This is a genomic window from Actinomadura madurae (assembly GCF_900115095.1).
GTDB lineage: Bacteria > Actinomycetota > Actinomycetes > Streptosporangiales > Streptosporangiaceae > Spirillospora > Spirillospora madurae.
This window is the reverse complement of record NZ_FOVH01000001.1, coordinates 874,256-890,854: the sequence shown is the minus strand read 5'-3', so window position 1 is coordinate 890,854 and position 16,599 is coordinate 874,256. Positions and strand designations below refer to the sequence as shown.

Here is a 16,599-nt window from a genome sequence, read left to right as displayed (position 1 = left end):
AGCGCGAGCCTGCTCCGTCCGAAGCGCGCGCAGGCCCACAGCGCAGCGATCAGGATATGGGACCGATCTCTCGTGGTCAATCCACAGGGACGGCCGCGATCAGTACATCCGCGCCTTCGCCCGGTACTCCTTGGCGAGCCGGTCCTCGGCCGCCTTGGGAAACGTCACGGTGTTCGGGTCACCGTCAGATGTGTACCGCTCATCGGGGTTCTTGTCCAGGTATTCGAGCCACGCGGTGGAACAGTACCGCGTGCAGTCGTTCTCCTTGATCTTGCCCTCGGAGCGGACCCGGTCGATGTTCCAGCGGTCGAAGTCGTCGTCGAACGGGGACAGGGCGGGCTTCCAGCCCGCGAGGAAGAGCCCCTGGAAGGCGTAGCGCCCGTCCTGCTTCTCGGCCCACGTCTTCTTCTTCGGCACGGCCCCGAACGGGTAGGCGAACGTGGTCGTGTGGGTCCCGGTGAGCCGGACGATCCGGTCCTCCATGTCCCCGATCTCCTTGTGCACCTGCTTCTCGGACATGCCGCCGAGATTCGGGTGGGACACCGTGTGGTTGCCGATCTCGAACCCGTGCTGCGCCAGCCACTTCAGTCCCGCGGTGGCCTGCGCGTCCTGCATCCCGAACAGGTCCTTGTTCAGGTAGAACGTCGCCACCGGCCGGAACCCCGGGTTCTCCCGGGCGACCTGCGTGAGGATCGCGACGGCGGTGTCCGGCGCCGGGTTGCCCTGCGCGTCGAGCGCGAAGTGGCCGGGCGTGCTGTCGTCGAACGTCAGGACCACCGGGTGCTTGCCGGCCGGCACGTCGAACCTCCCGCCGACGAACTCCGCCGCCGTGATCGGGTAGTAGCCGTCCTTGGCGAGGCCGGTCAGCTCGTCGTAGAGCTCCTTGGTCGTGCGGTCCAGCGACAGCTCCGGCTTCTTCAGGATCCGGTGGTACATCAGCACCGGGACCTGCCCCAGCTCGTTCGCCTTGGCCGCCACCGCGGCCGGCGCCGCCGCGAGGATCGGCGCGGTGGCCGCCACCGACGGCGACCCGCTCGCCGACGGCCCCGGCGCGGGCGTCCTCCCGGCCCCGGCCGCCTGGGCGGCCGGCGTGGCCCCGGACGCGGCGCCGGTGCGCCCGGCCGTGTCCTCCTTCTCGCGTCCCCTCCGGTCCCCGGGAAGCGTCAGCCCCAGGACCACGGCGCAGGCGATCACAACTCCAGCGATCTTGTGAAGGAGCGGCACGTTACCCCCGCCGGTAGACCCGAACAGGACCAGGGGGCCAGCGTACGACTCCCTGGACATCTACGGACACCCACTGGCGTACCCACATGATCCCCACGGCCCACACCCACCCAGACCCGCATCCCACCAAGTCCGATTTATGGAGCGCCCACTACCCCGACAACCCCGGCCACCGCAGCAACCACGCGACGAGCGGAATGGTTGCGATCGCGTCCGAAGGCAGGGACGAGCGAAGCGAGACCCTGATCGCGCAGCGAGCCGCTAGGCGAGCCGGAGCGATGCAGCGATCGCCCGCGTTTCTCGACGATGGAGGGCGCCCAGCGCCCGAAGGAGGAGAGAAACGCAGAAAAATCAGTGCGCCGCGTCCTGCCAGGTGCGGCCGGTGCCCATGGAGACGCTGAGGGGCGCGCGGAGCGCGTAGGCGCCGGCCATCTCGGCGCTGACCAGGGCCTTGAGCTCGTCCAGCTCGCCAGGGGCGACCTCGAAGACGAGCTCGTCGTGGACCTGCAGGAGCATCCGGGAGGCGAGGCCGGCGGCGCGCAGGGCGCGGTCGACGTTGAGGCTCGCCACCTTGATGATGTCGGCGGCGGAGCCCTGGATGGGGGCGTTGAGGGCCATCCGCTCGGCCATCTCGCGGCGCTGCCGGTTGTCGGAGGTGAGGTCGGGCAGGTAGCGGCGGCGGCCGAGGATCGTCTCGGTGTAGCCCTCCTGGCGGGCCTTGGCGACGATGTCGCGCAGGTAGTCGCGGACGCCGCCGAACTGCTCGAAGTACTCCTCCATGAGGCCGCGGGCCTCGTCCGGGGAGATCCGGAGCTGCTGGGACAGGCCGTAGGCGGACAGGCCGTAGGCGAGGCCGTAGTTCATCGCCTTGATGCGGGCGCGCAGCTCGGAGTCGATCTGCTCGGGCGGCAGGCCGAAGACGCGGGACGCGGTGATGGTGTGGAAGTCGGCGCCGGAGCCGAACGCCTCCAGGAGCGCCTCGTCCTCGGACAGGTGCGCCATGATGCGCAGCTCGATCTGCGAGTAGTCGGCGGTGAGGAGGGACTCGTAGGGCTCGCCGACGACGAAGGCCTCGCGGATCTGCCGCCCCTCGGCGGTGCGGATCGGGATGTTCTGCAGGTTCGGGTCGGTGGACGACAGGCGCCCGGTGGCGGCGATCATCTGGTTGAACGTGGTGTGGATGCGCCCGGCGTCGTCGGCCATCGGGATGAGCGAGTCGACGATGCTCTTGAGCTTGGCCACCTCCCGCCAGCGCAGGATGTGCTCCAGGACGGGGTGCGGCTCCTTCTCCAGGAGGGTCGTCAGGGCCTCGGAGTCGGTGGTGTAGCCGGTCTTGGTGCGCTTGGTCTTGGGCAGGTTCAGCTCGTCGAACAGGACCTGCTGGACCTGCTTCGGCGAGCCCAGGTTGAAGTCGTGGCCGACGGCGGCGTGGGCCTGCTGCTCCTGCTCCTTGACCTGGCCGCCCAGGGAGGCCGACAGCCCGGCGAGGTGGTCGGTGTCGACGGCGATGCCCGCGCGCTCCATGTCGGCCAGGACGCCGACGAGCGGCAGCTCGACCTCGTGCAGGAGGCGGGTGGCGCCGCGCTTGTCGAGGTCCCTGTCGAGGACGTCGGCCAGCTCGGCGACGGCGCGCGCGCGGACCGCGAGGGCCTCGGCCGCCTCCTCCTCGCCGGAGCCGTCCAGGGTGAGCTGGCCCGAGTCCTCGGTCTCGCTGCGCAGCTCGCGGTGGAGGTAGCGCAGGACGAGGTCGGCGAGGTCGAAGGTCCGCTGGCCCGGCAGCGCGAGGTAGGCGGCGAGGGCGGTGTCGCTGGTGACGCCCTCCAGCCGCATGCCGCGCGCGGCGAGCGCCAGCATCGGGCCCTTGGCCTCGTGGATCGTCTTGGGGCGGGCCGGGTCGGCGAGGTAGGCGGCGAGGGCGCGCTCGTCGTCCTCGACCAGCTCGGCGGGGTCGATGTGGACGGCCGGGCCCTTCTTGGACGCCAGCGCCAGCGCGGTGATCTCCCCGGTGCCGCGGCCCCAGGCGCCGGTGACGGCGATGCCGGTCCGCTCGCCGGTGTTGGCCTCCAGCCAGGTGCCGAGCGCGCCGGGCTCCAGCGCCTCCACCTCGACGTCGAATCCTTCGTCGGCCTCGGGCTCGGCCGCGGAGATCGAGGAGTACAGCCGCTCGCGGAGCACCCGGAACTGCAGCGAGTCGAACAGGGTGTGGATCTCCTCGCGGTCCCACTGGCCCATGGTGAGCTGCGGCGGCGTCAGCTCCAGGCCGACCTCGGTGTCGAGCTTGTTGATCTGGTGGTTGCGCAGCACGCCGGCGAGGTGCTCGCGCAGGTTGTCGCCGGCCTTGCCCTTGATCTCCTCCACCCGGGCGACGAGGGTGTCGAGGTCGCCGTACTTGGTGAGCCACTTCGCGGCGGTCTTCGGGCCGACCCCCGGGACGCCGGGCAGGTTGTCGCTGCTCTCCCCCACCAGCGCGGCGAGCTCGCGGTACCGCTCGGGCGGGACGCCGTACTTCGCCTCGACGGCGGCCGGGTCCATCCGGGACAGCTCGGACACGCCGCGAACGGGGTAGAGGATCGTGACGTCGTCGTTGACGAGCTGGAACGCGTCGCGGTCGCCGGTGACGATGAGGGTCCGCAGGCCCGCCCGCGTGGCCTGGACGGACAGCGTGGCGATGATGTCGTCGGCCTCGAACCCGGCGACCGACAGGCGCGGGATGCGCAGCGCGTCCAGCACCTCGAAGATCAGGCTGACCTGGCTGCGGAACTCGTCCGGCGTCTTCTGCCGCCCCGCCTTGTACTCGACGTACTGCTCGTGCCGGAACGTCGGCTCGGAGCGGTCGAACGCCACCGCGATGTGGGTCGGCTGCTCGTCGCGCAGGACGTTGATGAGCATCGAGGTGAAGCCGTACACGGCGTTGGTCGGCTGCCCGTCGGTGGTGGAGAAGTTCTCCACGGGCAACGCGAAGAACGCCCGGTAGGCCAGGGAATGCCCGTCCAGCAGGAGGAGCCGGTCACGCTTGTCAGGGGTCGTTGCCGTAGTCACCACACCAGGACTCTAGTCTGCGCGTACGACAGTTTTGTGGAGGCGTAAGTGACTGACACCGACGGCGCGGGCCCGCGGGACCCGGGCGCGAAGATCCACGCCGGGGACGGGCCCGGCGCGGAGGGCGACCTGGCCGCGTCCATGGGCGTGGAGTACCTGGAGGCGTCGGCCGAGCGCGTCGTCGGCCGCATGCCGGTGAAGGGCAACACCCAGCCCTACGGGCTCCTGCACGGCGGCGCCTCCTGCGTGCTCGCCGAGTCGCTCGGCTCCGTCGGCTCCGCCCTGCACGCCGGGCCGGGGCGCATCGCCGTCGGCATCGAGATCAACGCCACCCACCACCGGTCCGCCACCGAGGGGTACGTCACGGGCGTGGCGACCCGCCTGCACGGCGGCCGCACCCTCGCGACCTACGACATCGTCATCACCGACGAGCAGGACCGGCGGGTGTGCACCGCGCGCCTCACCTGCATGCTGCGGGACGCCCCCTCCGGAGCTTGATCCGCGCTTTCTTTGCGGTGCACGCCCCGGGGTCTGTAGCGTGGATGGGAACGGCCCGGGATCACCGAGTAGACAACGTACGCGCCCGGGGAAGGTTCGTACGGCCCCAAAGGTGATCCCGGGTCAACGCGTGTCCGGGACCGATCCGGCCGCCCCTGACACCGGTAGGCCGGCACCGGTAGGCCGACACCGGTATAGGTGGATCACCGGTTGCGGTTGCGTTGCGAAACGCCCCTGGCCGTTCACCGGCGCCCGGCACCGGACGTACGTTCCGGGCATGCGCCACCGTGACACGCGCACCCGCCGCAGGCCGGCGGGCGCTCCCCTGGCGGGCGCCGCCCTCTCGCTGGCCGCGGCCCTCCTGCTCTCCGGCTGCTCGGGCTCCGGGGACGCCGCGGACCCGCCCACCTACAAGATCCCCGCGGAGACGGCCCGCGAGGGCGAGAGCGTCCCGCGGGGCAAGACCGGGAGCAGCGCCGACATGCGCTTCACCGTCATCGGCTTCCGGACGGACATGACCGACGTCATGGGCACCCACGCCGCGATGGACGCCAAGGGCGCCTTCACCCGCATCCGCCTGCTCGCCGTCAACACCGGCCGCGACATCCAGGTCTTCGACACCTGGAGGCAGCGCCTCATCACCGCCGACGGCCGCGCCCACTCCCCCGACGTGAACGCCACCATGATCAAACGGCAGCCGGAGCGGCTCTCCGTCGGCGCGGCCATGCGCGCCGAGTTCGACCTGTGGTTCGACATCCCCCGCGGCGCGAAGGTGAAGGCCGTCCGGCTCTACGGATCGCCTCCGGTCGGCGCCGTCAGCGACCCCGCGCCCGCCGAGATCGCGCTGCCCTGAGCGTCCCCGCGGACGCGAGCGCCCGCCCGTCCGGACGAACCGGCCGGGCGGGCGCGCACGCCTAGCCAGGACCCCTCAGACGGACTTGCCCTCCTCCGGGTCGTCCGCCGCCTCGGCCGCGCCGTCGCCCAGGTCACCGCCCAGGTAGGCGGCGCGGACCTGCGGGTCGTCCAGCAGCTCCCGCGCGGGCGCGGACTTCACGACCCGGCCGGTCTCCAGCACGTACGCGCGGTGCGCGATCTGGAGCGCCTGCTGGGCGTTCTGCTCCACCAGCAGCACCGTCGTGCCGCGCCGGTTGATCTCCTCGATGATCGAGAAGATCTGCTGGACCAGCATCGGCGCCAGCCCCATGGACGGCTCGTCGAGCAGCAGCACCTTCGGCCTGGCCATCAGCGCCCGCCCGATCGCGAGCATCTGCTGCTCGCCGCCGGACATCGTGCCGCCCGCCTGCGACTTGCGCTCGGCCAGCCGCGGGAACAGCTCGTAGGCCTCCGCCAGCTCCTTCGCCGCGCTGTCCTTCCGGGCGTAGGCGCCCATCAGGAGGTTCTCCTCCACGGTCATCCCGGGGAAGATCCCGCGCCCCTCCGGCGCCTGCCCGATCCCGGCCGTCACCCGCTTGTGGCCCTGCAGCCGGCTGATGTCCCGGCCGTCGAACCGGATCGCGCCCGACGACAGGTTCCGCAGCCCCGACACCGTCTTCAGCGTCGTGGTCTTGCCCGCGCCGTTCGCGCCGATCAGCGTGACGATCTCACCCTGGTCGACCGACACCGAGACGCCCTTCAGCGCGGCGATCTTTCCGTAGTGGACGTGGATGTCCTCGATCTCAAGAAGCATCGGCCGGAGCCCCCAGATACGCCTCGATCACCCGCGGGTCGTTCTGCACCTCGGCCGGCAGGCCGTCGGCGATCTTCTGCCCGAAGTCCAGCACCGCGACCCGGTCGCTGATCCCCATCACCAGGCTCATGTCGTGCTCGATGAGCAGGACCGTCACCCCGGTGTCGCGGATCCTGCGGATCAGGTCCTGCAGCGCGGTCTTCTCCGCCGGGTTCATGCCCGCCGCCGGCTCGTCCAGCAGCAGCAGCCGCGGGTTCGTCGCCAGCGCCCGCGCGATCTCCAGGCGCCGCTGGTCGCCGTACGGCAGGTTCTTCGCGGCCTCCTCGGTCCGGTGCGAGATCCCGACCAGCTCCAGCAGCTCGCGGGCCCGCTCGCGGCCCTGGCGCTCCTCGCGCCGGTGCCACGGCAGCCCCAGCGACGCGCCCGCCAGGCCCGTCCGGTGGTGGGCGTCCGCGCCCACCAGGACGTTCTCCAGCGCCGTCATGTTGTGGAACAGCCGCACGTTCTGGAACGTCCGGGCGATGCCCAGCTTCGTCACGACGTAGCGCTTCTTGCCGTCGATGCGTTTCCCGCCGAACACCACCTGGCCCTCGGTGGGCCGGTACACGCCGGTGGTCACGTTGAACACCGTCGTCTTCCCGGCGCCGTTCGGGCCGATCAGCGCGAAGATCTCCCCTTCGCGGATCGTGATGTCGACCTTGTTCAGCGCCACGACGCCGCCGAACCGCATGACGACGTCCCGCAGCTCCAGGACCGGTGCGCGCTCGTCCGTCCCGCTCACTTGTTCACCTCCGCGGCCTCGGACTGCCCCGGCCCGGCGACCTCGGCGCCCATGCTGCCCATTCCGCCGGTGCCCTCCGCCAGCTCGGCCTTCCGCCGCCGGGACGGCCACAGGCCCTCCGGGCGGAAGATCATCATCAGGACCAGCGCGCCGCCGAAGATCAGCATCCGGTAGTCGTCCAGGAACCGGAACCGCTCGGGCAGCCATGCCACCACGAACGCCCCGAGGATCGCCCCGGGGATGTTCCCCGAGCCGCCCAGCACGACCGCCGCCAGGATCAGCGCCGACACGATGAACTCGAAGTTCGCCGGCAGGATCGACGTCTGCTTCGCGGCGAACACCACGCCGCCGCTGCCGCCGATCGCCGCGCCGATCGCGAACGCCGCCAGCTTGAACTTGAACGTCGGGACGCCCATCAGCTCGGCGGCGTCCTCGTCCTCCCGGATCGACGCCCACGCCCGGCCGACCCGCGAGGCATCCAGCCGCCGCACGAAGATGATCGCCAGGACGATGAACACCAGCAGCAGGTAGTAGTACGGCCGCGAGTCCAGCAGCCCGTACTTCAGCGGCTGCACGCCGAGGATCTCGAACTCCGACAGCGACGGCGGGTGCGGGATGCCCTGCACGCCGCGCGGGCCGTTCACGAACGAGCTGTTGTTCGCCGTCCGCTTGACGATCTCACCGAAGCCCAGCGTCACGATCGCCAGGTAGTCGCCGCGCAGCCGCAGCGTCGGCGCCCCGAGGATCACCCCGGCGAGCGCGGAGAACAGGATCGCCAGGACCAGCGTCTCCCAGAAGCTCCAGTGGTACCGCACCGCGAAGATCGCGATGGTGTACCCGCCGACCGCGTAGAACGCCACGTACCCGAGGTCGAGCAGGCCGGCCATGCCGACCACGACGTTCAGGCCGATCGCCAGCAGCACGTAGATGGCGATCTGGTCGCTGAGCATCGACGGCCAGCTCGCGCCGCTCGGCGCCATGAAGGTGCCGATCGACTCGCTGGGCAGGAACACCGCGGCCACGATGAGCAGGGCGTACACCGCCCACCGCTGCCATCCGGGAGCGCCCGCCCACCAGGTCCGCAGCGGGTCGAGGGACAGGCCGGAACCGAGCCGGCCTCCGTTGCCGTTTCCGTTCTTCTTCGTGAGGTTCATGCGCGCGCCTGCTGGAGGGACTCACCGAGGATGCCGGTGGGACGGAACATCAGGACCAGGATCAGCACGGTGAACGCGACCACGTCCCGCCACTCCGAGCCGAACAGGCTCGAACCGTACATCTCAAGCAAACCCAGGACGAAACCGCCGGCGAGCGCGCCGCGGATGTTGCCGATCCCGCCGAGCACCGCCGCCGTGAACGCCTTGATGCCGAGCAGGAAGCCCACGAAGTAGTTCGTCTGCTCGAAGCGCAGGAAGTACAGCGCCGCCGCGACGCCCGCCATCACACCGCCGACCATGAACGTCACCGACACGACCCGGTCGATGTTGACGCCCATGAGCACGGCCGTCTCCGGGTCCTGCGCCGTGGAGCGGATGCCCCGGCCGAGCTTGGTCCGGTTCACGAACTGGTCCAGCGCCACCATCATCAGCACCGCGCCGAAGAAGATGATCAGCTTGTCGTTGCTGATCTGGATCGGCCCGACGTCCACCACGTCGGTGAGCTTCTTGAAGTGCTCGTCGACCGGGAGCTTGCCGCCCTCCTTCGAGGTTCCGAAGACCCGGTGCACGACGACCGTCGCGAACAGCTGCTGGATGAAGATCGAGGCCCCGATGGCCGAGATCAGCGCCGCGAGTCTCGACGCCCCTCTCTTGCGGAGCGGTCTGTACGCCGTCACCTCCAGGAGCATGGCGCCGCCGCCGGCGACCGCGCCGGCCACCACCGCGGTCAGCACCACCACCCCGATCAGCGCGAACCCGCCCACCGTGTCGACGCCCAGCGAACGGACCGTCCACAGGGCCGCGAACGTGCCGACCATGAAGATGTCGGCATGGGCGAAGTTGATCAGCCGCAGCACGCCGTAGACCATCGTGTAGCCCAGCGCCAGCAACGCGTAGATCGCGCCCAGCGCCAGACCGTCGATGGTCGACGGCCAGAATTGATTGATGAAGTCGTCGAGCACCGTAGGTCGCCTTAGTCAGAGAGAAGGAGCGGGAACGCTGTAGCGCTCCCGCTCCCGCGCCGTCAGGGTCCCGGTAGGGCGTCCGGTTACGCCTACGAGACCTTCGCTTCGTTGCTGTTTCCGAGGAGCGGCAGCTTGTTGCCCTCCACCTCGTAGATGTAGATGTCCTGGGTGGCGAGCTCACCGTTGTCGGCGAACTTGATCTGCTTGCCGACACCCTGGACGTCGACGGTCTTCAGGTAGTTGTTGATGTCCTCGGGCTCGGTCTTGCCGGCCTTGACGGCCTCGATGAACGCCGTCGCGGCGTCGAAGCCCTCGGTCGAGTAGATCGCGACCTCGGAGCCGAACTTGGCCTTGTAGTCGTCGGCGAACTTCTTGGCCTTGGGGTTCGTCTTGCCCTCGGCGTCGATCAGGCAGCCGCAGCTGATCAGCGTGCCCTGCGCGTTCTGCTGGCCGGTGCCGTCGATCAGGCCGGTGGCCAGCGACCCGTCGCCGGACATCATCTTGCCCTTGTAGCCGCCCTCGCGCAGCTGCTTGAACAGCCGGCCCGCGACCGCGTAGTAGCCGCCGAAGTACACCAGGTCCGGCTTGAACTGGTTGATCTTGTTGACCGTCGAGGAGTAGTCGGTGCCCTTGTCGTCGACCGCGTCGCTCTGGGTCTGAGCGCCCTTCTCCTTGACCGCCTTCTCGATGGCGTCCGCGAGGCCCTTGCCGTAGTCCTGGTTGTCGGAGACCAGGAAGACCTTCTTCGCCTTCACCGAGTTGATCGCGAAGACGCCGACGCCGGCGCTCTGCGCGGCGTCGTCCGCCACCACGCGGTGCCAGTACTTCCAGCCCTTCTCGCCGAGCGTGATGTTCGTCGCCGACGGCGACACGCTCGGGATCTTCGCCTCTTCGAGGATCGGGCCGACGCTCTGCGACTCACCCGAGAACGCCGGGCCGATGAGGCCCGCGATCTTGTCGTTCTTGACCGCGCCCAGCGCCAGCGACGTCGCCTGCTCCGGCTTGCCCTGGCTGTCGTAGGTCTTGAACTTGATCTTGACCTTGGGGTTCGTGGCGTTGTACTGCTCGATCGCCAGCTGCGCGCCCTGCTTGGGCGGAATCACCAGGCCCGAGTTCTCACCGGTCAGGTCACCCATGAACCCGATCGTGACCTCATCGCCACTGCCACCGGAGTCGCTATCGCCGTCACCACAGGCCACGGCGCCGAGCGCGAGCGCCGCGCTCACCGCCACCGCGCCGGTGATCCTCATCATGTTGCGCCGCAAGGTGCCCAACCTTTCCATCCGGATCCGGGAGGGGATCGGGTACGAGTCAAGCCCCGACGCCGCCACCTCGGATGAAGGAAACGGTCACTCGGGGACCAGCTATGTCGTACACCGTCGACCCGCCCCATAACAGGACCCCCGGATCGAAGGGTTACTCGTTCGTTACGCCCCTGTGAGCTTCCGATACCCGCCGTTGCCTGGGACGATTACATACAGTGACGCTAAGGGATCAGTCCGGTACGTCCGCTTTGGACCTTGACAACGCGGGGGTGCCGGGGGCGGCGCGTCAGCCTGCGGCGGGCTCTCCCCGGCCACCGGACGCGCCCGCCACGACCGCCTCGGCGACGGCCCGCATCGTGAGCCTCCGGTCCATCGAGGTCTTCTGGATCCAGCGGAACGCCTCCGGCTCGGACCAGCCGTGCGCCTCCTGCAGCAGCCCCTTGGCGCGGTCCACCACCTTGCGGGTCTCCAGCCGCTCCTGCAGCCCGGCGACCTCGGCCTCCAGCGCCCGGAGCTCGGTGTACCGGCTCACCGCCATCTCGATCGCGGGCGCGAGGTCGGTCTTGGAGAACGGCTTGACGAGGTAGGCCATCGCGCCCGCCTCCGTCGCCCGCTGGACGAGCTCGCGCTGGGAGAACGCGGTGAGGATCACCACCGGGGCGATGCGGTCCGCGGAGATCCGCTCGGCCGCCGAGATCCCGTCCAGCACCGGCATCTTCACGTCCAGGATCACCAGATCGGGCTTCAGCTCGCCCGCCAGCCGCACGGCCGTCTCGCCGTCCCCGGCCTCCCCGACCACCTCGTAGCCGTCCTCCTGAAGCATCTCCTTCAGGTCCAGCCGGATCAGGGCCTCGTCTTCCGCGATCACCACTCGCCGCGCGCTCTCCACACCACGACCCTACCGAAACCCGCTACCCTGGTCCCCGTCGCCCCGCACCAGGGCGACGAGCCGGACCGAGCTAGAAATTTCCGGAAAATGCCGGGATGGTGGAATTAGGTAGACACGAATCCCTCAAAAGGATTTGTCCGAAAGGGCGTGCGGGTTCGAATCCCGCTCCCGGTACCCATGGACTTCCAGCCCGCCACAACACGAACACCGGCGAACACCTCTCACCGAGTGCGATCATCAGGAAACTGTCAGTGGCGGATGCGACAGTGCGGGCATGTACGATCCGCGAAAGCGCCCGCTCGCGTTACGCCTGCTGGGCTCGGGGTTCACGATCGCCGAGGTCCATCGCCAGACGGGGATACCCAAGTCCACATTGGGCAACTGGAAGAAGCACCCCGAGAAGGCCGCGAGCCACACTCCCCCGTTATGTCCCCGTTGTCATGACCAGGGGCTCGATACGACGGCTTACTCCTACCTTCTCGGGCTCTACCTCGGCGACGGTCATCTGGCCCGGCAGCGCAACGGCGTCTACCGCCTGGAGATCGCTTGCGCCGACGCCTGGCCCGGCCTGATCGACATGGCCGCCGACGCGGTGGGCGCGGTCTTGTCGTCCAAGGTCGGACGCCGCCAGAAACCGGGCTGCACGATGGTGGGCTCCTACTCCAAGCACTGGCCATGCCTGCTTCCCCAGCACGGACCGGGGATGAAGCACACTCGCAAGATCGAACTGCTCGCGTGGCAGCGGAAGATCGTCGAGGAGCACACCGGCGAGTTCGTCCGCGGGCTGATCCACTCGGACGGGTGCCGGACGACGAACCGGGTCCGTAAGCGCCTCAAGGGAGGCGATCGCTGGTACGAGTATCCGCGGTACAACTTCACGAACGCGTCGCTGGACATCCAGCGGCTGTTCACCGGTGCGCTGGACCGGCTAGGGATCGAATGGACGCAGATGACCGCCCGGAACTTCTCGGTGGCGAAGCGGGAGGCGGTGGCGCGGCTGGACGAGTTCGTGGGGCCGAAGTACTAGGGCCGCCGGTGTCCGGAGCGAGGTGGAAACGAGACCGGGCGGTGATACCTGCCCGGTGGGCACGTTCGGACGGCGGAAGGCCGGGCACCGCACGGGGTGCGGTCGCGCGGTGCCCGGCCGGAGCGGCCGGCGGAGCCGGTCGGTGGAGGCCGTCGGCGGAGCCGGTCAGTGGGGGATCGCGATGGCGTCGCCGAGGCTGTGGACGCGCAGGGCGTTGGTGGAGCCGGCGGTGCCGGGCGGCGAGCCGGCGACCACGACGACCTTGTCGCCTTTCTGGCAGCGGCCGAGTTCGAGGAGCGACTGCTCGACCTGGCGGAACATGGCGTCGGTGTGGTCGACCTGCGGGACGATGAAGGTCTCCACGCCCCAGACGTGGGCGAGCCTGCCGCGGGTGGCGGGGACCGACGTGAAGGCGAGCAGCGGGATCGGCGAGCGGTAGCGGGACAGGCGGCGGGCGGTCTCGCCGGACATGGTGAACGCGGCGAGGGCCTCGGCGCCGACGATCGCGCCGACCTCGGCGGCGGCGCGGGCGATGGCGCCGCCGACGGTCTCCGGCATGCGCTCCAGGGTGTGGGTCGCCTGGAGGGCGGCCTGCTCGGCGGTCTGCACGATGCGGCTCATCGTGAGGACGGCCTCGATGGGGTACTGGCCGACGCTCGTCTCGCCGGAGAGCATGACGGCGTCGGCGCCCTCGAAGACGGCGTTGGCGACGTCGGAGGTCTCCGCGCGGGTGGGGCGGGGCGCGGAGATCATCGATTCGAGCATCTGGGTCGCGACGATGACCGGGCGGGCCTTCTCGCGGCACAGCTCGATGGCGCGCTTCTGGACGATTGGCACCTGTTCGAGGGGGAGCTCGACGCCGAGGTCGCCGCGGGCGACCATGATGCCGTCGAAGGCGGCGACGATCTCGGGGAGGCGCTCGACGGCCTGCGGCTTCTCGATCTTGCCGATGAGGGGGACGCGGACGCCCTCCTCCTCCATGATCTGGTAGCAGATGTCGGCGTCGGCGGGTGTGCGGACGAAGGAGAGGGCGACGAGGTCGACGCCGAGGCGCAGGGCCCACCGCAGGTCGCGCTCGTCCTTCTCGGTGAGGGCGGGGACGCTGACGGGGACGCCGGGCAGGTTGAGGCCCTTGTTGTCGGAGACCATGCCGCCGACGGTCACGGTGGTGTGGACGCGGCTGCCCTCGACGGAGGTGACCTTGAGGGCGACGCGGCCGTCGTCGATCAGGACGGTGTCGCCGGGCGACACGTCGCCGGGGAGGCCCTGGTAGGTGGTGGAGACCTCGCGGCGGGTGCCGGGGACGTCGTCGGTGGTGATGGTGAACTCGTCGCCGAGGGTGAGCCGTACCGGGCCGTCGGGGAAGCGCCCGATGCGGATCTTGGGGCCCTGCAGGTCCGCGAGGATGCCGACGCCGCGCCCGGTGGCGTCGGCGGCGGCGCGGATGCGGTGGTAGACCTCCTCGTGGACGGCATGCTCGCCGTGGCTCATGTTGAGGCGGGCGACGTCGATGCCGGCTTCGACGAGGGCGTTGATCTGCTCGGTGCTGGAGCAGGCGGGGCCGATGGTGCTGACGATCTTCGCTCGACGGGTCACGTGCATAACCGTACTTAGTTACTCGTCGGTACGGATATTCGTGCAGGATATGGTCGCCTCCGGTTCACGCAGTGGTCTAGGTCAGAGGTCTAGACCACATCCGGCCGGTCATCGCGCGAAGGCCTCCACGGCGGCCCTGCAGAACGCCTTGAGGTCGTCCGGCTTGCGGCTGCTGACCAGGACGTTGGGTCCCGCCTCGCAAACCTTTACCTCCTCGTCCACCCACGCGGCGCCCGCGTTGCGCAGATCGGTCTGGAGGCTCGGCCAGGACGCGAGCGTGCGGCCGCGGACGACGCCGGCCTCGATGAGGGTCCAGGGGCCGTGGCAGATCACCGCGACCGGCTTGCCGGCGTCGAAGAAGGACCTGGCGAAGGCGACGGCCCCCGGGTCGGTGCGCAGGAAGTCGGGGTTGGCGACGCCGCCGGGCAGCAGCAGGGCGTCGAACTCGGTGTGGTCGGAGACGTCGACGGTGGTGTCGATGGGGAAGGTGTCGGCCTTGTCGAGGTGGTCGAACGCCTGGAGGCGGCCGGACTGGGTGGACACCAGGCGCGCGCGCCCGCCGGCCTGCTCCACCGCCTTCCACGGCTCGGTGAGCTCGACCTGCTCGGTGCCCTCGGGCGCGCACAGGAAGGCGACGCTCCTGCCCTGAAGATCGTTGCTGGCCACGATGTCCTCCGATTCGCCGGTTTTCAGGGCCTTTGCCCGCCCGCGCGAGTGGTATGCAGGAAGGGTGAATCCGACCGGGTATCGCGAGTACCGGGCGCCGGGTCTGGCGTGCCTGTGGACCGCGTCGCTGCCCCGGGACGCGGAGCCGTTCGTCCAGCGGGTGGTGCCGGACGGCTGCGTGGACCTGATCTGGTCGGACGGCGGCATCCTGGTGGCGGGGCCGGACACCGGCCCGATCCCGGCGGTGATGCGGCCGGGCGAGGAGGTCGTGGCCGTGCGGTTCGCGCCGGGGACGGCGCCGCCCGTGCTGGGCGTCCCCGCGGACGCGATCCGCGACGGGCGGGTGCCGCTGCGGGACCTGTGGGGCGGGGAGGCCGACCGCCTGGCGGAGGCGGTGGCCGCGGCGCCCGACCGGCGGGGCGCGCTGGCCCGCGCCCTGCGCGGCCGGATGGGGCCGGCGGACCCGCTCGTGGCGGCGGTGGTGGCGGGCGTCGCCCGCGGTTCGGTGCGGGACGTCGCCGACGGCCTCGGCCTGGGCGAGCGGCAGTTGCGGCGGCGCTCGCTGGCGGCGTTCGGGTACGGGCCGAAGACGCTGCAGCGGGTGCTGCGCTTCCAGCGGGCGCTGCGGCTGGCGAGGGCGGGCGAGCCGCTGGCCTCGGTGGCGTACGCGGCGGGCTACGCCGACCAGGCCCACTTCGCGCACGAGGTGCGGGACCTGGCGGGCGAGCCCGTCCGCAGGCTGCTGGTCTAGGGCTTGAGCCGTCCGTGGGCGCGCAGCGTCAGGAGGCTCTCGACGGTGGCGAAGCCGCGCCACTCGGGGCCGGTGAGGGGCGTCCACGCGGGGAATCCGACGTGCCAGCCGCCGTCGTCGTCCTGCGCGTCGATGAGGGCGTCGAGCCCGGCGTCGATGGCGTCGCCGGGGAAGAGCCGCCGCCCGAACCCGTCCGGGCGGGGCGCGAAGTCGAGGGGTCCGTGGTGGTCGCTCCGCGCGCCGGCGGCGAGGAGGTCGCGGACGCGCCCGAACGCCGCCTCGGCCCGGTCGCGGTCGGGCACGTGGTCGAGGAAGGCCAGGACGGCGAGGACGTCGTACGGGCCGGGTTCGGTTCCGGGGTCGTCCAGATACCGCCAGCAGAACTCGGTCGCGGGGCCGAGCCACGGGTGGTCGGCGCCGGCCCGGTGCAGCATCCCGGCGAGGGCCGCGGTGGGGTTGATGCTCGCGGGCGGGTCGTCGGTGGTCTGCCACCAGGGCGCGTGCGGCGCGTCGCGGACGGTCGGCAGGACGAACGGCACCCCGCCGCCGTCCGCGGTGATGGACGACAGGTAGCCGGCGATGCGGGCGACGGCGGGGTCGCCGTCCGCGCCGGCCTCGTGCAGGATCTCGAGGGCGTGCTGGGCTGGGACGGGCTGGCTGCCCTCGCCGCGCAGGTCGGGTTCGAGGGCGTGGCCGTAGCCGCCGTCGGGGTTCTCGTAGGGGCGGAGGGCCGCCAGGACGGGGGCGGCGGGGGCGCCGCGGAAGTGCATCGCGAAGCGGTGCCGGTCGATGAGGCGGCCGCTCAGACGCATGAACTCGGCGGCGCGGGCGAGTCCGGATTCGGGCAGTACGTTCATGGGCTCGACGCTAGGCCGCCGGGTCGCGGCCGTCTTGCAGGAATCGGACACCGCGTGCGGCGGGGCGGGTGGGCCCGGCCACCCCAGCGGTGGGTGGCCGGGCCCCTGATGTCCCGCGGTACCGGGTGCGGGAGCGCGCGGTCCCCGGCGGCCGCGACGGGCTCGCGGCGGTGCCGCGGCCGGGCGGTGAACCCAGGCCG

General features: G+C 70.7%; 15 protein-coding genes and 1 tRNA gene. 5 read left to right on the top strand and 11 right to left on the bottom strand.

Annotated elements, in window-relative coordinates:
- Window positions 1–99 precede the first annotated feature (99 nt).
- The gene (locus tag BM339_RS04215; RefSeq protein ID WP_256255209.1) at window positions 100–1,179 is read right to left on the bottom strand and encodes a polysaccharide deacetylase family protein; all 1,080 of its coding nucleotides are present in this window, start codon (window positions 1,177–1,179) and stop codon (window positions 100–102) included.
- 396 nt (window positions 1,180–1,575) lie between these two features.
- Window positions 1,576–4,266, bottom strand: a complete 2,691-nt coding sequence (gene polA / locus BM339_RS04210; RefSeq protein ID WP_075019927.1) for a DNA polymerase I — start codon at window positions 4,264–4,266, stop codon at window positions 1,576–1,578.
- 138 nt (window positions 4,267–4,404) lie between these two features.
- Between polA and BM339_RS04205 the strand changes: the two genes are divergently transcribed.
- Both BM339_RS04205 and BM339_RS04200 read left to right on the top strand, forming a co-directional pair.
- Window positions 4,405–4,761 (top strand): PaaI family thioesterase, encoded by a 357-nt coding sequence (locus tag BM339_RS04205; RefSeq protein ID WP_235206576.1) that lies wholly within the window; start codon window positions 4,405–4,407, stop codon window positions 4,759–4,761.
- Between the two features lie 277 nt (window positions 4,762–5,038).
- Window positions 5,039–5,614, top strand: coding sequence for a DUF4352 domain-containing protein (locus tag BM339_RS04200; RefSeq protein WP_075019926.1), 576 nt, complete (start codon window positions 5,039–5,041; stop codon window positions 5,612–5,614).
- A 75-nt stretch (window positions 5,615–5,689) separates the two neighbouring features.
- Here BM339_RS04200 and BM339_RS04195 read toward each other — a convergent pair whose 3' ends face one another.
- From BM339_RS04195 to BM339_RS04170, 6 genes are all read right to left on the bottom strand, one after another.
- Entirely contained in the window at window positions 5,690–6,448 is a 759-nt protein-coding gene (locus BM339_RS04195; protein ID WP_075019925.1) for an ABC transporter ATP-binding protein, read from the bottom strand.
- Window positions 6,438–7,178 carry an ABC transporter ATP-binding protein gene (locus tag BM339_RS04190; RefSeq protein ID WP_052357949.1) on the bottom strand — a complete coding sequence of 247 codons (741 nt, stop codon included), beginning with the start codon at window positions 7,176–7,178 and terminating at the stop codon, window positions 6,438–6,440. The genes BM339_RS04195 and BM339_RS04190 overlap by 11 nt, the downstream gene beginning before the upstream one ends.
- 47 nt (window positions 7,179–7,225) lie before the next feature.
- Window positions 7,226–8,383 (bottom strand): branched-chain amino acid ABC transporter permease, encoded by a 1,158-nt coding sequence (locus tag BM339_RS04185; RefSeq protein WP_075019924.1) that lies wholly within the window; start codon window positions 8,381–8,383, stop codon window positions 7,226–7,228.
- Window positions 8,380–9,345 carry a branched-chain amino acid ABC transporter permease gene (locus BM339_RS04180; RefSeq protein WP_021597334.1) on the bottom strand — a complete coding sequence of 322 codons (966 nt, stop codon included), beginning with the start codon at window positions 9,343–9,345 and terminating at the stop codon, window positions 8,380–8,382. Before BM339_RS04180 ends, BM339_RS04185 begins: the two co-directional genes overlap by 4 nt.
- Window positions 9,346–9,437: 92 nt before the next feature.
- Window positions 9,438–10,601 (bottom strand): branched-chain amino acid ABC transporter substrate-binding protein, encoded by a 1,164-nt coding sequence (locus BM339_RS04175; protein WP_021597333.1) that lies wholly within the window; start codon window positions 10,599–10,601, stop codon window positions 9,438–9,440.
- A gap of 298 nt (window positions 10,602–10,899) precedes the next feature.
- Window positions 10,900–11,484, bottom strand: coding sequence for an ANTAR domain-containing response regulator (locus BM339_RS04170; protein ID WP_021597332.1), 585 nt, complete (start codon window positions 11,482–11,484; stop codon window positions 10,900–10,902).
- A gap of 107 nt (window positions 11,485–11,591) precedes the next feature.
- Here BM339_RS04170 and BM339_RS04165 point away from each other — a divergent pair.
- Window positions 11,592–11,676, top strand: a tRNA-Leu gene (locus tag BM339_RS04165).
- Window positions 11,677–11,776: 100 nt separating this feature from the next.
- Window positions 11,777–12,529 (top strand): hypothetical protein, encoded by a 753-nt coding sequence (locus BM339_RS04160; RefSeq protein ID WP_075019923.1) that lies wholly within the window; start codon window positions 11,777–11,779, stop codon window positions 12,527–12,529.
- Between the two features lie 165 nt (window positions 12,530–12,694).
- On the opposite strand, the gene pyk is transcribed toward BM339_RS04160, so the two are convergent.
- Together pyk and BM339_RS04150 are read right to left on the bottom strand one after the other, a co-directional pair.
- A complete protein-coding gene (gene pyk, locus BM339_RS04155; RefSeq protein ID WP_075020143.1) occupies window positions 12,695–14,125 on the bottom strand; it encodes a pyruvate kinase in 1,431 nt (476 codons plus the stop codon).
- A gap of 108 nt (window positions 14,126–14,233) precedes the next feature.
- Entirely contained in the window at window positions 14,234–14,791 is a 558-nt protein-coding gene (locus tag BM339_RS04150; RefSeq protein ID WP_075019922.1) for a type 1 glutamine amidotransferase domain-containing protein, read from the bottom strand.
- A gap of 64 nt (window positions 14,792–14,855) precedes the next feature.
- Here BM339_RS04150 and BM339_RS04145 point away from each other — a divergent pair, with 64 nt between their 5' ends.
- Window positions 14,856–15,542: a helix-turn-helix transcriptional regulator gene (locus BM339_RS04145; protein ID WP_075019921.1), complete on the top strand. Its 687-nt coding sequence runs from the start codon at window positions 14,856–14,858 to the stop codon at window positions 15,540–15,542.
- Here BM339_RS04145 and BM339_RS04140 read toward each other — a convergent pair.
- Window positions 15,539–16,399, bottom strand: a complete 861-nt coding sequence (locus tag BM339_RS04140) for a hypothetical protein (RefSeq protein WP_075019920.1) — start codon at window positions 16,397–16,399, stop codon at window positions 15,539–15,541. The two genes, BM339_RS04145 and BM339_RS04140, sit on opposite strands and share 4 nt — an antisense overlap.
- Window positions 16,400–16,599 lie beyond the last annotated feature (200 nt).

Coding starts and splice junctions, on each gene's coding strand:
- BM339_RS04205 (WP_235206576.1), top strand. CDS start 4,405: ATGGGCGTGGAGTACCTGGAGGCGTCGGCCGAGCGCGTCGTCGGCCGC.
- BM339_RS04200 (WP_075019926.1), top strand. CDS start 5,039: ATGCGCCACCGTGACACGCGCACCCGCCGCAGGCCGGCGGGCGCTCCC.
- BM339_RS04195 (WP_075019925.1), bottom strand. CDS start 6,448: ATGCTTCTTGAGATCGAGGACATCCACGTCCACTACGGAAAGATCGCC.
- BM339_RS04190 (WP_052357949.1), bottom strand. CDS start 7,178: ATGCGGTTCGGCGGCGTCGTGGCGCTGAACAAGGTCGACATCACGATC.
- BM339_RS04185 (WP_075019924.1), bottom strand. CDS start 8,383: ATGAACCTCACGAAGAAGAACGGAAACGGCAACGGAGGCCGGCTCGGT.
- BM339_RS04175 (WP_021597333.1), bottom strand. CDS start 10,601: ATGATGAGGATCACCGGCGCGGTGGCGGTGAGCGCGGCGCTCGCGCTC.
- BM339_RS04160 (WP_075019923.1), top strand. CDS start 11,777: ATGTACGATCCGCGAAAGCGCCCGCTCGCGTTACGCCTGCTGGGCTCG.
- BM339_RS04140 (WP_075019920.1), bottom strand. CDS start 16,399: ATGAACGTACTGCCCGAATCCGGACTCGCCCGCGCCGCCGAGTTCATG.